The organism is Picosynechococcus sp. PCC 73109 (genome assembly GCF_001521855.1).
GTDB lineage: Bacteria > Cyanobacteriota > Cyanobacteriia > Cyanobacteriales > MRBY01 > MRBY01.
Genome location: NZ_CP013998.1, coordinates 20,801 through 36,860, shown reverse-complemented (window position 1 = coordinate 36,860; position 16,060 = coordinate 20,801). Strand labels below are relative to the sequence as shown.

Annotated in this window: 15 protein-coding genes and 1 other RNA gene; 7 read left to right on the top strand and 9 right to left on the bottom strand. The window is 49.4% G+C overall.

The genetic code is table 11. From position 1 onward, the window contains the following. Positions 1-42 precede the first annotated feature (42 nt). The gene (trpS, locus tag AWQ23_RS00195; RefSeq protein WP_062431565.1) at positions 43-1,053 is read right to left on the bottom strand and encodes a tryptophan--tRNA ligase; all 1,011 of its coding nucleotides are present in this window, start codon (positions 1,051-1,053) and stop codon (positions 43-45) included. A 209-nt stretch (positions 1,054-1,262) separates the two neighbouring features. On the opposite strand from trpS, the gene AWQ23_RS00190 reads away from it, so the two are divergent. The 4 genes from AWQ23_RS00190 to AWQ23_RS00175 all read left to right on the top strand — a co-directional run bounded on the left by AWQ23_RS00190 (position 1,263) and on the right by AWQ23_RS00175 (position 6,415). Further along, positions 1,263-2,261 carry a hypothetical protein gene (locus AWQ23_RS00190; RefSeq protein WP_062431563.1) on the top strand — a complete coding sequence of 333 codons (999 nt, stop codon included), beginning with the start codon at positions 1,263-1,265 and terminating at the stop codon, positions 2,259-2,261. An 88-nt stretch (positions 2,262-2,349) separates the two neighbouring features. Then, positions 2,350-3,966 (top strand): lysine--tRNA ligase, encoded by a 1,617-nt coding sequence (gene lysS, locus AWQ23_RS00185; protein ID WP_062431561.1) that lies wholly within the window; start codon positions 2,350-2,352, stop codon positions 3,964-3,966. A gap of 73 nt (positions 3,967-4,039) precedes the next feature. Continuing rightward, positions 4,040-4,885, top strand: a complete 846-nt coding sequence (locus AWQ23_RS00180) for a 3'(2'),5'-bisphosphate nucleotidase CysQ (RefSeq protein ID WP_062431560.1) — start codon at positions 4,040-4,042, stop codon at positions 4,883-4,885. 210 nt (positions 4,886-5,095) lie between these two features. Beyond that, complete coding sequence (locus AWQ23_RS00175) at positions 5,096-6,415, top strand: hemolysin family protein (protein WP_062431559.1); 1,320 nt, start codon at positions 5,096-5,098, stop codon at positions 6,413-6,415. A gap of 75 nt (positions 6,416-6,490) precedes the next feature. Here the strand turns inward: AWQ23_RS00175 and ssrA are convergent. The 3 genes from ssrA to csaB form a co-directional block, all read right to left on the bottom strand. Further along, positions 6,491-6,886, bottom strand: a transfer-messenger RNA (tmRNA) gene (gene ssrA / locus AWQ23_RS00170). Positions 6,887-6,984: 98 nt separating this feature from the next. Next, the gene (locus AWQ23_RS00165) at positions 6,985-7,452 is read right to left on the bottom strand and encodes a Dps family protein (RefSeq protein WP_369009151.1); all 468 of its coding nucleotides are present in this window, start codon (positions 7,450-7,452) and stop codon (positions 6,985-6,987) included. Between the two features lie 161 nt (positions 7,453-7,613). After that, positions 7,614-8,645: a polysaccharide pyruvyl transferase CsaB gene (gene csaB, locus AWQ23_RS00160; RefSeq protein ID WP_062431557.1), complete on the bottom strand. Its 1,032-nt coding sequence runs from the start codon at positions 8,643-8,645 to the stop codon at positions 7,614-7,616. 131 nt (positions 8,646-8,776) lie between these two features. Here csaB and AWQ23_RS00155 point away from each other — a divergent pair, with 131 nt between their 5' ends. Beyond that, entirely contained in the window at positions 8,777-9,394 is a 618-nt protein-coding gene (locus AWQ23_RS00155) for a LysE family translocator (RefSeq protein WP_062431556.1), read from the top strand. A gap of 25 nt (positions 9,395-9,419) precedes the next feature. Here AWQ23_RS00155 and AWQ23_RS00150 read toward each other — a convergent pair whose 3' ends face one another. After that, a complete protein-coding gene (locus tag AWQ23_RS00150; RefSeq protein ID WP_062431554.1) occupies positions 9,420-10,499 on the bottom strand; it encodes a hypothetical protein in 1,080 nt (359 codons plus the stop codon). A gap of 98 nt (positions 10,500-10,597) precedes the next feature. Between AWQ23_RS00150 and AWQ23_RS00145 the strand changes: the two genes are divergently transcribed. Then, positions 10,598-11,113 (top strand): hypothetical protein, encoded by a 516-nt coding sequence (locus AWQ23_RS00145; protein WP_062431553.1) that lies wholly within the window; start codon positions 10,598-10,600, stop codon positions 11,111-11,113. A 138-nt stretch (positions 11,114-11,251) separates the two neighbouring features. Here the strand turns inward: AWQ23_RS00145 and AWQ23_RS00140 are convergent, their stop codons facing one another. Further along, a complete protein-coding gene (locus AWQ23_RS00140; protein ID WP_062431552.1) occupies positions 11,252-11,431 on the bottom strand; it encodes a hypothetical protein in 180 nt (59 codons plus the stop codon). 153 nt (positions 11,432-11,584) lie between these two features. Here AWQ23_RS00140 and AWQ23_RS00135 point away from each other — a divergent pair, with 153 nt between their 5' ends. Next, positions 11,585-12,937 (top strand): GTP-binding protein, encoded by a 1,353-nt coding sequence (locus tag AWQ23_RS00135; RefSeq protein ID WP_062431551.1) that lies wholly within the window; start codon positions 11,585-11,587, stop codon positions 12,935-12,937. On the opposite strand, the gene thiD is transcribed toward AWQ23_RS00135, so the two are convergent. The 3 genes from thiD to AWQ23_RS00120 all read right to left on the bottom strand — a co-directional run bounded on the left by thiD (position 12,934) and on the right by AWQ23_RS00120 (position 15,998). Beyond that, positions 12,934-13,737, bottom strand: a complete 804-nt coding sequence (thiD, locus tag AWQ23_RS00130; RefSeq protein WP_062431550.1) for a bifunctional hydroxymethylpyrimidine kinase/phosphomethylpyrimidine kinase — start codon at positions 13,735-13,737, stop codon at positions 12,934-12,936. The two genes, AWQ23_RS00135 and thiD, sit on opposite strands and share 4 nt — an antisense overlap. A gap of 4 nt (positions 13,738-13,741) precedes the next feature. Further along, complete coding sequence (ftsZ, locus tag AWQ23_RS00125) at positions 13,742-14,890, bottom strand: cell division protein FtsZ (protein WP_232309009.1); 1,149 nt, start codon at positions 14,888-14,890, stop codon at positions 13,742-13,744. A 259-nt stretch (positions 14,891-15,149) separates the two neighbouring features. Continuing rightward, positions 15,150-15,998: a cell division protein FtsQ/DivIB gene (locus tag AWQ23_RS00120; protein ID WP_071884885.1), complete on the bottom strand. Its 849-nt coding sequence runs from the start codon at positions 15,996-15,998 to the stop codon at positions 15,150-15,152. Positions 15,999-16,060 lie beyond the last annotated feature (62 nt).

Sequence of the window (16,060 nt, the reverse complement as noted above, 5' to 3'; positions counted from 1 at the left end):
GAAGCAGTTTTAGGGTTAAAAAATCACAGGTAATGAACCATTCTACAGGGACGGCAGAAAACCAAGGGCGTCTTTTACCTGCTTGAGGGTCGCATTTGCAACAGTGTCAGCTTTTTCCCGGCCTTCCCGCAACACCTGATCGAGGTAATCGGGGTTCGCCATAATGTCATGGTATTTCGTTTGGATTGGCTCTAGGGCGGCAATGACGGTCTCTGTGAGGAGGGGTTTAAATTGACCCCAGCCCATATCGGCACATTCGACGGCTACGGTTTCTTTGGGTTTACCGCTGAGCAGAGCATACAACCCCAGCAGGTTATTACATTCCGGGCGGTTCGGATTGTCAAACTCTAGGCCCCGTTCGGGATCGGTCTTGCACTTTTTAATTTTTTTCGTCAGGACATCGGGGGGATCCAAAAGATTAATCCGGCTCAGTTCTGAGGGATCGGACTTGGACATTTTTTTGGTGCCGTCGGTGAGACTCATCACCCTAGCGCCCGTCGTCCGAATCAGCGGATCCGGCATTTTCAGCACAGGGTTTTTCTTCGTGCCAAATTTGTCGTTAATGCGAATCACAATGTCGCGGGTCAGCTCTAAATGTTGTTTTTGGTCTTCGCCCACGGGCACTTTATCGGCATCATACAGGAGAATATCAGCGGCCATTAGCACCGGATAATCGAGCAGGCCAACGCTGACGTTTTCCCCTTGTTTTTGGGCTTTTTCCTTGAACTGAATCATCCGCTCTAACCAGTTCAGGGGCGTCACACAATTTAACAACCAGGCCAATTCGCTATGGGCTTTAACGTGGGATTGAACAAAAATCGTGGAGTGGGTCAAGTCAATGCCACAGGCGAGATACAACGCGGCGATCGCCTTTGTATTATTTGCTAGAACCTTGGGGTCATGGGGCACCGTAATCGCGTGGAGATCCACCACACAGAAAAAACTGTCATAGTCCTGTTGAATTTCCACCCAGTTTTGGATCGCCCCAAGATAGTTGCCGAGGTGAAGATTACCGGTGGGTTGTACCCCAGAGAGAATGCGCTGTTTCGCCATGGATCGCTACGGTGTGGAATGCCCCAATGATTATCGGCCAAATGTTTCAGACTGTAAAGTTGCCTGACAAAGCCCAGGGGCGATCGCCTTCCTTTTAGCGAGATCTATCACCAAGAGGTCAGATTACAATAGAGATACAGGATCCTAAAATTTGCCCCTTTTTTCCCGTTAATTTTAAAGGCGCAATTTTTGAAATTTCCTGCGGTCATTTGCGCCAGTATTGTCTTGCGGCCCATGCCATGAAAATTCTTTGTCTTACGGTTTTTCCCGATGAGTTTCTTGCGCTCCAAAGGGCGATCCATCACCCCTGGCAGGAAACCTTAACCCCTTGTGGTACTCCCTACCTCGCCACCAACTACAACGGGTTACAACTCGCCCTTGTGCATCTTTCTGCCAAATCCCTTGCTAATCCCCAGCGTCTTATTTCCCTAGGCGACCATCTAAAGCCGCAGTTAGTTGTGATGGTTGGCATCTGTCGCGGCAATCCGGCCAAAGTTGTTTTAGGGGATATTATCGTTGCCCAGAAAATTTTCACGCTACCAACGGCAAACCGCACCAGTGACTCCGATTACATCCTTGCCCAACCTTGGCAAACGCGACTCCTGGGGCAATCTAGCGCTTGGCAACAGCAAATCCAAACGCCGCGTCCTAAATCAAGCTTGCACCAGCGGGGTTGGTTACTCCACACCCTCTACGACCACGAACTCAAGCCTGACCATTGCCCCCCACCCCAGGCCCACCCTGAACGCCGCCACCACTGCCCTGACTGGCCTTTGATTCTCGAGCAATTAGTCACCGAAAAATTACTCACTGCCGACCCGGTTCGTCTCACGGCCCTGGCCATCGATTTAATCCGTGATAATCACGCGCTCCATTTAGCGACGGGTTTCCCCCATGATCCAGCGGTTCCAGCAGTCCACCTAGGGGCGATCGCCGATGTGACCCATACCAATTTCCAGACCGAAGAGGATCCTTTTGCGGCCCAGACTCACCTATTTGGCCTAGATATCGGCAGTGCCGCCGCCACAACCCTGGCTACTGCAATAGACTGTCCTGCCATTGTGATCAAAGCGGTGCAGAGCTACGGAAATCCTCAACCCCCCCTGCCCTTCCGTGCCTATGCCACCGAAGCGGCGGCCCAATTTTTCCTCGGCTTCCTCCGGCACCTTACACCCCAAATTCCCCTGAGCTATTCTCGCTCCCCGTGAGTTAAAGGCCGTGGCGGTTCTGTTTTGAGAACGAAGCCGTTATAATAACCGAGTTCTGCGACGAGCCTTCACAGTCTTTAATTTTCCCATGTCTGAGTCTAGCCATTCCTCCCTCGATGACATTCGTGCTACCCGATTAGAAAAGGTTGATCAACTCAAAGCGATCGCCATGAATCCCTACGCCTACAAATGGGAGATCAGCCACCACACCGCCGAACTACAGGACAAATATAAAGACATCGAAGCTGGAGAAGAAGTCGAAGACACCGTATCCATTGCTGGGAGAATTCTCGCCCGTCGTGTCTTCGGTAAACTTGCGTTTTTTAGCCTCCAGGACGAAACTGGCACGATCCAGCTTTACCTCGATAAGAAATTAATTAATGCCGGAATGCCCGACCTCGAAGGCGCATTCAACCACCTCAAAAAACTCACCGACGTCGGCGATATCATCGGTGTCAAAGGCATTATCAAGCGCACCGAAAAAGGGGAACTCTCCATTAAAGTGAGTCAATTTGCCATGCTCACCAAATCCCTGCTGCCTCTCCCTGACAAATGGCACGGTCTTACCGACATCGAAAAACGCTACCGTCAGCGTTACGTCGATCTGATTATTAACCCCCAAGTAAAAGAGACATTCCGCCGTCGCGCCAAAATTACTGCCGCCATCCGCCGTTATCTTGAAGACCGCGATTTCCTCGAAATTGAAACCCCCGTCCTCCAAGCCGAAGCTGGCGGCGCAGAAGCCCGTCCTTTCATTACCCACCACAACACCCTTGATATGCCGCTCTATTTGCGGATCGCCACGGAATTACATTTAAAGCGATTAGTGGTCGGTGGCTTTGAGCGGGTCTTTGAACTGGGGCGCATTTTTCGCAATGAGGGCGTTTCCACTAAGCACAACCCCGAATTTACCTCCATCGAAGTCTACCAAGCCTATGGTGACTATTTCGACATGATGGATCTCACAGAAGATCTAATTCGTACCCTTGCTAAGGATGTCGTCGGAAAGGCGCAACTGCCCTATGGTGAGGTGATCGTTGATGTGGGTACTCCCTGGCGCCGGGAAACGATGCAAAACCTCGTTCAGGAAGCTACCGGGATCGATTTCCTCAGCTTTGATGACTTTAACGCCGCAAAGCAAGCCGCTGAATCTGTAGGAATGCACATTCCCGAAAAATGTAAAACCATTGGGCAATTACTGAATGAAGCCTTCGAGCAAAAAGTGGAAGCAACTCTGATTCAGCCCACCTTTGTGACGGAATATCCCGTCGAAGTCTCACCCCTCGCCAAGCCCCACCGCGATAAACCGGGTTTAACGGAGCGCTTTGAATTGTTTATTGTGGGCCGAGAACTTGCCAATGGTTTCTCTGAGTTAACGGATCCCGTCGATCAACGGGAACGGTTGGAAGAACAAGCGGCTAAGAAAGCAGCGGGGGACGAGGAAGCCTGTGATGTGGATGAGGATTTTGTCACAGCACTAGAATACGGCATGCCTCCCACGGTTGGTCTAGGAATTGGGATTGATCGCCTAGTGATGTTGTTGACTAATGCCGAAAGTATCCGCGATGTGATTGCTTTTCCACTGCTTAAGGATCGTTTTCGTGGAATACGAGATGAGACGCTTTCTGGTGATAGGGGCCTCAAACTCTCTGACATCGCTGAAGATAAGAAACTTCCTCAGGTTTCTGACCTTGGTGAAATGTAAGCGGATACTCTTTATTTTTTGAACAAAAACCTTCTTCATTCTAGGCAATATTTAAACTTATTCCTGCGGAATTATGGATCAGCAAAAGTTAACGGAAGTTTTGGCGATCGCCCGACAAATCGGTTGGGGTGCAGGGGATGTTCTCCAAAGTTATTACAAAGGAGATATTAAAAATATTTCTGATAAAAAAGATGGCCCTGTCACCAAGGCAGATTTAGCAGCAAACCACTATATTCTGGAAGCGTTTCAAGAAAAGTTAGGCACTGAAGATTTTGCCTATCTCAGCGAAGAAACCTACGACGGTAACAAAGTTGAACATCCTTGGGTATGGATTATTGATCCCCTCGACGGCACGCGGGATTTTATTGACCAAACGGGAGAATATGCCGTCCACATTTGTTTAGTTCACGAAGGTCGCCCGGTCATTGCAGTGGTGGTCGTCCCCGAAGCAGAAAAACTTTACTTCGCGTCGAAAGGTAATGGCACTTTTGTGGAAACTCGTGATGGCACTGTTGCCCCGATTAAAGTTTCTGAGCGCCATCAGACAGAAGATCTATATCTAGTCGCCAGCCGTACCCACCGGGATCAACGTTTTCAAGATCTATTAGATCGGCTGCCATTTAAAGACCGTAATTACGTCGGAAGTGTGGGCTGTAAAATTGCCCATATTCTCGAACAAAAATCTGACGTTTATATTTCTCTATCGGGGAAATCAGCGGCGAAGGATTGGGATTTTGCCGCACCGGAATTGATCCTCACGGAAGCAGGTGGAAAATTTAGCTACTTTGAGGGCAATGAAGTGCTCTATAACCAAGGTGATGTGGTGAAATGGGGCGGCATTATGGCTTCCAATGGGTCATGTCATACAGAACTCTGTGAACAGGCGATCACCATTCTGGCGGAATTAGATCGGGCATAGTTTTGTCACCATGGCCAAAATGCAAACAGCACAAGCTCTAAGCTCAACTTTATCCATTTAGGGGGCGATCGCCAAAAGCAAGGATACTTTGGGATCAATCAAGGGGTCATGACCCATCTCAACGACGGCGAGGGTTAAACCAAGAATTTACACCTTTTCCTACAATCAACCCTTATGCTAAAGAGACTCATTTGTTCTTGATTTGTCACCATGTCTTCGAGTGTCCTTGAAATTTTGGTCATTCTTCTGCTAACTATCCTGAATGGAATCTTTTCCGGTTCAGAGATTGCCGTCGTTTCTGCCCGAAAAATCCGTCTAGAGCAATTGTTGGAGCAAGGAAATGTAAAAGCGAGAGCAGCGCTGAAATTAGCGAATAATCCGAATGAATTTCTCTCGACTGTACAAATTGGCATTACCTTAATCGGTATCCTAAGCGGCGCAGTAGGTGGTGCAACCATTGCCCAACGCCTCAGACCTGCCTTTGAGAATATCCCACGCTTACAACCCTACAGTGAAGCCATTAGTGTCGTGATCGTGGTGACAATTATCACCTATCTATCCCTCGTCATTGGGGAATTAGTGCCAAAACGGATTGCCCTTAATGCTCCGGAAAAAATTGCCTGTACTGTCGCTAAGCCCATGCGCTGGCTGTCTCGTTTAACAACGCCATTAGTGCGGATCTTGGGCAGTTCAACGGAGGCTCTGTTACATCTTTTGGGGATTCAGGATTCCAATGAACCGGATATTACAGAAGAAGAAATTAAGGTTTTGATTCGTCAAGGGGCAGAATCTGGTCTCTTTGAAGCGGCGGAGCATGACATTGTTCAACGGGTTTTTCGACTAGGCGATCGCCCCATTAAAGCCATGATGACCCCCCGCACAGATATTGTGTGGTTAGATATCACTGCTCCCCTAGAAGAAAACCTCAAAGAAGTGATGGAGAGTAACCATTCCCGGTTTCCTGTAGGTCGCGACACCCTTGACCATTGCCTGGGGACAGTGCGAGGGACAGCCCTATTGAGTGCGCAACTATCGGGTCAGCCCATCGATATACAAGCGATGCTCCAACCTCCCCTTTACATTTCCGAAGGAACGCGCACCCTGAGTGTGATTGAACAATTCAAAGCCACAGGGATTCACATTGCTTTGGTCACAGATGAATATGGCGGAATCGAAGGTGTGGTGACGTTGAATGACCTGATGGAGGCGATCGTTGGGGACTTGCCCTCTATGGAACATGATGAGGAACCGATGATTATTCAGCGGGATGACAATTCCTGGCTATTAGATGGACTTTTAGACATTGATGAATTGAAAGCCTTGTTGGAAAAGAAAGCGCTTCCCGATGAAGAGACAGGAGCATTCCATACTTTAGGCGGATTTATGACGCACCTCCTAAACCATATTCCCCAATCGGGTGAGCATTTTGAGTGGAGTGGGATCCGCTTTGAGGTGGTGGACATGGACGGCGCAAGGGTAGACAAAGTTTTGGTTTCGCTGCTGGATTCCAAGGAACTTGACCAAGCTTAAAATTCGCTAGGCTTTAAGGCAAAACAAAACCCCCTCGTTTAATTTAGGGGGCTTTTTGTTGTAACTGATTAAAAGAAATGGAGCCGAGCAGAGTCGAACTGCTGTCCAAACTGGGTATTCACCCCTAGCTCATTCACAGGTTTAGTCCTTCTAATCCTCAGAACGGGAACGACTGCTTGTTCCGAGTCGCCAAGAATCTCTGGTCTAGTCTTAGCTCTAGTGCAAACCAGATGTATTCCTAGAGAGCATCCGTTGGGGGTTTAGTCATAATCCTTAACGGAGTCGAATTATGAATGCTCGAACCTAAGTTAAGGTGTTCTTATTAAGCTACAGCAGCAGCTTTGCGAGCGAAAGGAACGATGTTGTTCGCAGTTACATTTTGTTTGGATCTTTGATTTGCGAGAGGAGACCCACTCTCGACCTGCATCACAGTGGAAGCTTTCGCCAACCTGTCGAAACCGTTGCGGCCCCGTGCAATGTATTTAGTATAGCATTGGGCCTTGGTTCTTAGGGGGGGAAAACCCGCTATCAAGTTCGCGATCGCCTCCCATTATTTTTCGTAAGAGGTTCTAGCCCAACAAACTCCGGAGCATCCAGGCATTTTTTTCGTGAACCTGCATCCGTTGGGTAAGCAGATCGGCGGTGGGTTCGTCGTTGGCCTTGTCCACGGTGGGGAAGATGGAGCGGGCAGTGCGGACAACGGTTTCTTGGCCTTCTACCAAAAGACGAATCATTTCTTCGGCAGTGGGGACCCCTGTGCCTTCGGGGATGGCGGAGAGTTCGGCAAATTCTTGGTAGGTACCGGGGGCCGGTACACCCAGGGCGCGGATGCGTTCGGCAATGAGATCTACGGCCAGGGCGAGTTCGTTGTACTGGGTTTCAAAGAGGAGGTGGAGGGTCTGGAACATTGGCCCAGTGACGTTCCAGTGGAAATTATGGGTTTTGAGATAGAGGGTGTAAGTGTCGGCGAGGAGGTGGCTTAAGCCTTTGGCGATCGCCTCTCGATCGGCTTCGCTAATGCCAGTGTTGATGGGCATCGGGCCAGAGACAGTGCTCATGGCTACTTCTTCTTTGGCTTTGGTCTTAGTTTTGGATTTACTACCCATTATGTGAGGATTTTCCAATTAGAGTACTTTTACGCCCATTATCAACAATTTTTTCGGCGATCGCATCCTAGGCGTTAAAACCGAGTGCATTTTTAAAGAAAGATTGTCAGTATTTCCTGATGGGTCTGTACCTGGGATTGAATCGTTTGCTGCTGGGTTGGGGTCAGCTTTTCGGCGGTTTGCAAAGCGGCTGTCCACTGTTCGGTAATCTCAGTTGCATCGCGGGGGAGTTGATCCAGATCAAGGCCAGGGAGGTGACATTGTTGCTGGAGCTGGGCCACCTTGGGATCGTAGCTCAGGGCAAAGCAGGGACAAGCGGCGGCGGCGAGGATCAAACTATGGAGGCGCATCCCAATCAGAAAATCTACTTGGGCAAAGAGGCTTTTGTACTGTTGCGGTTGCAATGGGGCAATAATTGCCTTGGGTTCTGCCAATTCGTCGTAAAGTTGCTTGGCGATCGCCTCATCCTGGCTTTTTTGAAACGGCACAAGAATCACACTGGCCTGGTGCTGCCGTTGAAATTGTTTGAGGGCTTCCCCCAGAACGGCAATTTTGGGGGGTGTTAAAGTGCGGTGGGAGCGCAGATTAATCGCAATGCGGGGACGGGGTAAATCTGGCATTTCCAGAAAAGATTTTGCTGCTAAAGCCCACACCGGATCCGGGGCGAGCCTGTGGGAAATCTGCCAATTTTTTAATAAATCTGCCGAAGCTTGATCCCGCACGGTGATTTCTGTGCAACCCCGGAGAACAAAGCGCGTAATCTGATTCGCCAAACTAGACTGTAACGGGCCGATGCCCTGGCCCCAGGCGATGGTCTTTTTTCCTAGGAGTTGCGCCCATTTCATCAAACCAGCGTAATATAGCAGGCTTCCTAAACTCGTGACATCCTGCAACAAACTGCCGCCCCCAAAAATAAAACCATCTGCTTTGGCGATCGCCTTGAGGGTTGCCCAGGATTTGTGGGGAATTGCGGTCACACCATAGGCTTGGGTGGTAGCGGTGGGATTGTGGGAGAGGACAATGGGCGTCACCCCAGGGGGCAACATCTGCAACAGAGTCAATAGCAGGGCTTCATCCCCGGCATTTCCCTGACCGTAATAGCCACACAGAACAACATTTGGCATTGTGTCGTTAACGAAAAGATAGGCTTTATTATATCGGCGTGTTTGATTGCGCCCAATTATCCGCCTAAAGTTGAGTGACGAGCTATGTCCCCCTAGAAACAAAAATCTTCAACAGAGGCTTGAATGCGTCCATGGACTATTTAAATTTTGTTTACTTCTTTACAACAATGATCGCGTTGGCGGCACTGCCTAGTACCAGTGTTGCCCTTGTTGTGACCCGTTCTGCGACGGCAGGCTTTCGCAATGGCTTGGCTGTGGCCTCTGGGATTGTCGCTGGAGATTTAGTCTTTGTCTGCCTTGCTTTGTTGGGGTTGAGTGCGTTAGCGCAACAACTCGGCTCAGTATTTACCCTCATTAAAATCATGGGGGGACTTTACCTAATTTGGCTGGGGATCTGCTTAATTCGGACAAAACAGACTTTTGAATTCAAGGTAAACAATCAACGTCGCACAAATTTTTTGGAAAGTTTTCTGAGTGGGTTTGCTCTTACCCTTGGGGATCTTAAGGCTATTTTTTTCTATGCCAGCTTATTTCCGGCAATCGTTGATCTGAAAACTCTTGGATCTTCTGAAGCAATCACTATTGTGCTTACCACCATTGTGACGGTGGGAGGAGTCAAAGCTGTGTACGCTTATTTTGCAGAACAATTAGTCAAGCGAGTCAAATCACCCAAGGCTCAAAAAGCAGGTAGGGTCGCGGCAGGAACAGCAATGGTTTGTGGTGGCACTTATCTGATTTTCAAGCAGTGATTTTTGCCAACAACCCATGTTGAATCTAGCGAGGGAAAAGAGAAACTGACTTTAAATCGCTGGGGTGATAGATTTTGTGGGGGCGATGGGCGGCATCAATTTCAATCACCAGATCTGTCCAATGGGGATTTTGGGTGAGGGGCTGGATAAAGAGTTCTGGGTGGAGCGATCGCCAAAAATAATCCACAAACTGATCAATTTCTGCATCACTCATTCCCGTTTTACCCTGGGCGATCATTTGGTGTTCTGCATCCTTGCGCCACTGTTTACTCAGACGATAATCTTCCGGGGAGAGCACCAACAACCGATCCAGCTTTTCCCACAGGGGAACATATTCTGCTAAAGCCTCGTTAATGCTTCGTGCAAAAAGGCGATCGCCTTCAGTTGAAATCGGCTCTGGGGCTGTGTCAAAAACTTCCGGAGCAACGGGCCGACAACCCACAAACCAGCCTTCAAAAAGCACAATTTCTACCGGATCAATCCACTCCGGCCCAAGGCGATCGCCCGCACCATTATGTAAGGACTTATCAAAGCGGGGAATGGCAATTTTATCCCCCAGGTTGGCTCGTTGTAGTTGCGTTAAAACTTCTAAGCCCAGGTCTACATCGTGGGTACCGGGGGGGCCACGCCAAATTAGTTCCGGCTGAGTTTTTCGTAAATCCTGACGTTCGGCATAGGTTTTGTAAAGATCATCAATGGAAATCGCCACACAGGGATATTGCCACTGCGCCAGAATCGTTTGCAACACCCGACAGAGGGTCGTTTTGCCTGTGCCTTGGCCGCCGAGGATGCCGTAGATTAGCGGTTGATCCTGCTGTTGGCGAGCGGTACGAATTTGTTGGGCCAGGGGCAACCATAGTTCCCAGAGGGTTTTGAGAATTGCGCCTTGATCATGGAATTTGAGAGTCTTACAAAGCTGGAGAATTTCCGGGGCGATCGCCAAAAAATCCTTAGCCCGATGGGTAATGCCGGCCAGACTCAGATCATAATCGAGGGCTGCAGCTTGGTTTGGATCCGCTTGGGCTTGTGCCAGCAGGTAGGGAAAGTCTGTCTGTTGGGGTTTCTGTGCCGTGAGCCAATTGTTTAAGATCGTTTCTAGTTGCATACTTTAGAATATACTCATTGCTTTATGATTTTTTACTCTTAGCTTAAATGCAAATCTTAAAAATTAGAGTTCATCTTCTACTTTCGTGTTTGTAATAATTGACAAAAATCAAATCTAAAATTCTAAAATCTATTTTTATAATTAAAATGAAGAATGTTTTTCTTTGTACTCTATTCGGATGTTTTTTATTACTACAGTCATGTACTTCTGAACCTGTAAATGAGCAAGAAGTCAGCACATCTACATCTAATACTGCCAGCGATCAGGAAAACAATACACTCTCTATTTCTGATAAAGCAACCTCTCTGTCTCTTGGCATGACGTATGAAGAAGTTTTAGAGTTATTAGGTGGTCAGCCAGATACGGTTCTTAATGACGATATCAGACAAGAAATTGGGGAGCCAGTTCAAGGGTTTGATTTAATCACCTTTAATTGGCGGAATGATAAGCCAAACTGTAGCTATATATCTGTAGATTTTGATCTCATAGAAAAAACTGTTACAGGTTGGAATGACGGGAGCTTTTGTATGGATGATGCAACATTAATTTTAACGGAGCCTATAGGCAAATCATGTAGTGAAACAAACCTTTGTGAGCAACCTTTCCAAGAATAACCTTAAAATAATATTTCGGCTTTTTTGAGACAAATCAAGTGCAAGCAATGAAAATCTCAAACTTAAAACTCTAGGTCACTTACCTTGGATTACCTCTGTGCAAAAATGTCCAAAATAAATATTAATTTGCAAGCATTGTCAATGTCGAGAAATTGTATAAACTCTTTGAAATTTTGGTTCAGCATTGTATTGCCATTGATGATACTCTTTGCGGATATTTTCTAGGGCGGCTAATCGTTCTAAATAAGATTTTTTCAGCCAAAATTGCCGATCGTTTTTTCTTTCATATAAGGAAACTTTTTTAATAACTTTTTCCATATTTTTGTCATAATTTCAAGTTATTTTAATTTTAACTGGTGGCAAATCCGGTTCAGCGATCGCCCAATGGCTTTATTCGTCATTCTATGATGATCACTGTGTAGATAAACCGTAAATCATGGAAAATAGGAAAGGTAGTTTCTTGTGTCACCGATGGATAGTCAACAACAGGAAAGGCACTTTACCCTGGCGCGGGCCAGTCTCCAGCAGGCCCTGGCTTGGTATGGCAACACCCGCCGCCATTGGCACTATCCCCCCGACCCAGCATTAAAAGCGGCTGTGTGGCCTGAATTGCAACAACTCCAAACGGCGATCGCCAAACTCGATCAAAATCTCCTGCGCATTGCCACCTTTGGCCTGGTCAGTCGCGGCAAATCAGCGGTGATCAATGCCCTCATTGGCGAAAAAATGCTCGAAACTGGCCCCCTCCACGGGGTAACCCAATATCCACGGGCGGTGCGTTGGCCCCTGACAACGGAAAAACTCAAAATTGAATTAGTCGATACCCCAGGCCTCGATGAAATTGCCGGGGAAGCCCGCACAAAAATGGCGGCAGAAGTGGCGGCAAACTCTGACTTGATTTTGTTTATCATCGCCGGCGATATTACCCGCACCGAATATGAATCTCTCTACGAACTGCGCCAACAGCACAAACCACTGCTCGTGGTATTTAACAAAATTGATCTCTATCCCGACTGCGATCGCCAAAGTATTTTCCGGCAACTCCAACAACTGAGCCAAGAATCAACGGGCACCCAGTTTCCCCTCAGTCCCGAAGAAATTGTCATGGTTGCCGCCGAACCCCAACCCCTCGCCGTCCGCATTGAACATCCCGATGGCCGTGTCGAAGAAGCTTGGGAAACTCCCGACGCCCAGATTGATCCCCTACGGGAAAAGATTTTTACGATCCTCAGCCGTGAAGGAAAATCTTTGATGGCTGTCCATGCGCTCGTCCAGGCGCGTCACTTGCAAACGGCGATCGCCCAAAAAACGCTTTCCCATCGCCAAACTGAAGCCGAAGAATTGATCTGGAACTATGCCAAAACCAAAGGTGCGGCGATCGCCCTAAATCCCATTGGCTTTTTGGATCTCCTTGGGGGGACCTTTGCTGATTTAGCCTTGATCCGTGCCCTCGCCCGTTTGTATGGATTGCCAATGACCAGCCACGAGGCAGCCAAACTCTGGCGCAATATTCTAATCAGTGCGGGAATTTTATTTGTGGCGGAACTGGGTAGCGGTGTCTTTCTGGGTTTAGGCAAAACAGCCCTCAGTTTTGAATCTCTAACCAATCCGAGTACCCTCGGTCTCTATGGCACCGCTGCCCTCGCCCAGGGGGGAATTGCTGCCTATGGTAGCTATGTGATCGGAAAAGTGACCCAGACCTATCTGCAAAATGGCTGCAGTTGGGGAAATCTGGGGGCAAGTACGACGATCAAAGAAATTCTCGCCCAGTGCGATCGCCAAACCCTGCTATATCGACTACAAGCAGAGATCGCCGCAGTTTAGGGCAAAATCGGATAAAAATGGCCCACTGGCCCCGTCCCCTGACCAATGGCTAGGCTATGTTTTAGGGCTTCTGTGACGTAGGTCTTTGCCTTGTTAACGGCTTGGAATGGAGGATCTCCCAGGGCTAAGCGAGCGGCGATCGCCGCCGAAAGGGTACAACCAGTGCCGTGGGTGTGGGGGGTCTGGATACATTCCGTTTTTAAAATTTCAAGCCGTTCACCATCGAACCACACATCCACCCCTTGCAACGTCCCGGTCATCGCTCCCCCTTTCACAAGCACTGCCCCACAACCAAGCTGGTGAATTTTTTGGGCTGCCTGTTCCATGGTAGCGAGATCGGTAATTTCTAGACCGCTGAGAATCTCTGCCTCGTAACGGTTTGGCGTGAGGATCTGGGCGAGAGGGATTAATTGCTTTTGCAAAAAGGCGATCGCCCCGTCGTCGATGAGCTGTACCCCCGTGCGGGAAACCATCACCGGATCCAAAACCCAGTTGGGGAGCCTACCGATTGCTGCAGCCGTCAAAACCGCCGCCATGATCTTTTCGTTCAGGAGCATCCCTGTTTTCACCGCTTGGACGCCAATATCCTTGACCACCGCCTCAATTTGCGCAGTCACCATGGCCGAATTCAAGGCCACTACATCGGTGACGCCAATGGTATTTTGGGCCGTGATACAGGTGATCGCACTGGTGCCATGGACACCGTGGAAGGCAAAGGTTTTGAGATCGGCTTGGATGCCTGCCCCACCACCACTATCGGAGCCGGCAATGGTTAAGGCGATCGCCGGAGTGATCACCATCGACCTACTGCTTAGAACGATTAGAACGACGCATCAAAAAGTCAGGAATATCCGGGAAACCATTCCGGGGTGCGGGGGGCTGCTGGGCCTGGGGTGGTGTAGCAGGACGGGGTCTAGGGGTTTCTGGCGCTGGTGGAACCTGGGAAAGGTCCGGCTGGGGAACCGCCTGCATCCGTCGCTGTTGGGGTAAAGGCTGGGGCGTTTCTGCGGCTTGGGACTCTACAGCAAACCCAGTGGCAATGACCGTAATTTTGATTTCCCCTTGGAGATGTTCGTCGATCACCGCCCCGAAAATAATGTTGGCATTGGGATCGACCACTTCGTAAACGGCCTCCGCAGCATCATTGACTTCATGCAAGGTCAGATCGTGGCCCCCGGTAATATTCAGGACAACGCCTTGGGCTCCCTCAATGGACGACTCCATCAGTGGCGAAGAAATAGCCATCAAGGCTGCTTCCCGTGCTCTGGATTTACCAGAACCGACACCAATCCCCATCAGGGCAGAACCAGCATCGGCCATTACCGCCCGCACATCGGCAAAGTCTACATTCACCAGGCCAGAGATGGTAATAATATCGGAAATCCCTTGTACCCCTTGGCGGAGCACTTCATCGGCAGCACGCAGGGCTTCGGACATCGACGTTTCCTGGGGGATCATATCCAGGAGCTTTGTATTGGGGATAACCAAAAGGGTATCGACGCGGCTCTGGAGTTCTTTGATCCCTTCTTCGGCTTGGTTCGAGCGGCGGCGGCCTTCAAATTTAAAGGGTCGGGTCACCACCGCAACGGTGAGACAACCTAAATCTTTTGCGACTTCGGCGACGATGGGGGCGGCGCCAGTGCCGGTACCGCCCCCCATGCCAGCGGTAATAAAGACGAGATCTGCGCCTTCGAGGGCCTGGGCGATTTCATCTCGAGATTCTTCGGCGGCTTTGCGACCAATGGCTGAGTTACCACCAGCCCCAAGGCCCCTGGTGATTTTTTGACCAATTTGCAGGCGCTTTTTCGCTTTGGAGTTGGTTAGGGCCTGGGCATCGGTATTAATCGCCCAAAAGTCGATACTCGACATGCCTCCTTCAATCATCCGATTCACCGCATTACAGCCACCACCACCCACACCGATGACTTTGATTTGAGCAACGCTGCTGGGCATGATCGGAAATTGCGACGCGGTTTCTTCGGCGCTGGCGGAATGATTTCCAGTCGCATCGAAGGAGGCGTTATGGGATTGGAATAGATGGTTTTGGCTCACGGTCACAAAAAAAGTGTGATGGATATGAATATTTAAGTTTAGTCGTTTAACAGGATTTATTAAGTATCTTTTGGGAGAAATTTCTTAGATCATAAGACCTTCAAGCTTTTTTAGACTGCCAGATTTTGGGAGATGTTGCTGTTACAGGGGCATCATTTTTTTAGGTTTGGGGGGTTTCGGGCTGGGAGGCTGGGGGAACGATGGGTTTGTTGCTCTGGATAATCGGCTCGTCAGGATTTTGCAGATCGATGTATTGGATATCCTGGGCGGGAATGGTTGTGCCGAGGGTTTGTTGGAGCTTGGCGATCGCCTCTAATTGGGCCTCGAGTTGCGTCAGATCTGGCCCCAGGTGAAAACTACCAAGTTCGGTGTTCAAAATCAAATTGTTGGAGTCTTGCCAGTTGATGCTCAAAATTTCAACGGGCGATCGCCCTAGGGTGCGATAGAGTTCGGGCCAGAGGGGCAGTTGTAGTTCTCGAATTCCGGTCACTTCGAGGGTCGGTAAGGGCTGATATTCACTGAGGGGTTCGTAGACTGCGGCGGGAAACCATTGCCCTTCGGCATCTAGGTATCCCGGTTCGAGGGGGCGATCGCCTTGGCTAGAGATGGGCGTTTGGGAGCGGGCGACGGGGAAGCGTTCTTGGACTTGGATCGCCAGACTGGGGGGCACCAGACGACGGGAAACCAGGGCTTCGGCGATCGCCCCTTGGGCTTCAATGGCTTGCTCTAGTTCCTGGGGTTTGAGGGTTAGGATCGGTTGGGGATAGGTGAGGGGGATCAGGGGACGAATCCGCTCTGAGGGAAGGACTTGATTGCCTTCAATGGTGATTTGGGCGGCACTTTTGATAATCCAATCGGGTCGGTCTAAGACCCAGAATGCTCCATAGGCCAACCCTATCAAGGCCAGCGATCGCCATAGACCCTGGAACCAGCGGAGGGTACGCTGTCGTTGTTTTTGCTTCCGTTGTTCCCGGAGCTGCTCCCGTGTTGCCATGGTGATTTCTGCCATAGGTGACGTTAAAACCGACACAATGTATGACTATCTTACTGAAGTTAGTTCTCTTTCCTGGA

Bases quoted from the DNA above. Each gene is read 5' to 3' on its own strand.
- AWQ23_RS00120 (WP_071884885.1), bottom strand. From the start codon at position 15,998: ATGGCAGAAATCACCATGGCAACACGGGAGCAGCTCCGGGAACAACGG.
- AWQ23_RS00150 (WP_062431554.1), bottom strand. From the start codon at position 10,499: ATGCAACTAGAAACGATCTTAAACAATTGGCTCACGGCACAGAAACCC.
- thiD (WP_062431550.1), bottom strand. From the start codon at position 13,737: ATGGTGATCACTCCGGCGATCGCCTTAACCATTGCCGGCTCCGATAGT.
- trpS (WP_062431565.1), bottom strand. From the start codon at position 1,053: ATGGCGAAACAGCGCATTCTCTCTGGGGTACAACCCACCGGTAATCTT.
- AWQ23_RS00165 (WP_369009151.1), bottom strand. From the start codon at position 7,452: ATGCCCATCAACACTGGCATTAGCGAAGCCGATCGAGAGGCGATCGCC.
- lysS (WP_062431561.1), top strand. From the start codon at position 2,350: ATGTCTGAGTCTAGCCATTCCTCCCTCGATGACATTCGTGCTACCCGA.
- AWQ23_RS00180 (WP_062431560.1), top strand. From the start codon at position 4,040: ATGGATCAGCAAAAGTTAACGGAAGTTTTGGCGATCGCCCGACAAATC.
- csaB (WP_062431557.1), bottom strand. From the start codon at position 8,645: ATGCCAAATGTTGTTCTGTGTGGCTATTACGGTCAGGGAAATGCCGGG.
- AWQ23_RS00135 (WP_062431551.1), top strand. From the start codon at position 11,585: ATGGATAGTCAACAACAGGAAAGGCACTTTACCCTGGCGCGGGCCAGT.
- AWQ23_RS00175 (WP_062431559.1), top strand. From the start codon at position 5,096: ATGTCTTCGAGTGTCCTTGAAATTTTGGTCATTCTTCTGCTAACTATC.
- ftsZ (WP_232309009.1), bottom strand. From the start codon at position 14,890: ATGCCCAGCAGCGTTGCTCAAATCAAAGTCATCGGTGTGGGTGGTGGT.
- AWQ23_RS00155 (WP_062431556.1), top strand. From the start codon at position 8,777: ATGGACTATTTAAATTTTGTTTACTTCTTTACAACAATGATCGCGTTG.
- AWQ23_RS00140 (WP_062431552.1), bottom strand. From the start codon at position 11,431: ATGGAAAAAGTTATTAAAAAAGTTTCCTTATATGAAAGAAAAAACGAT.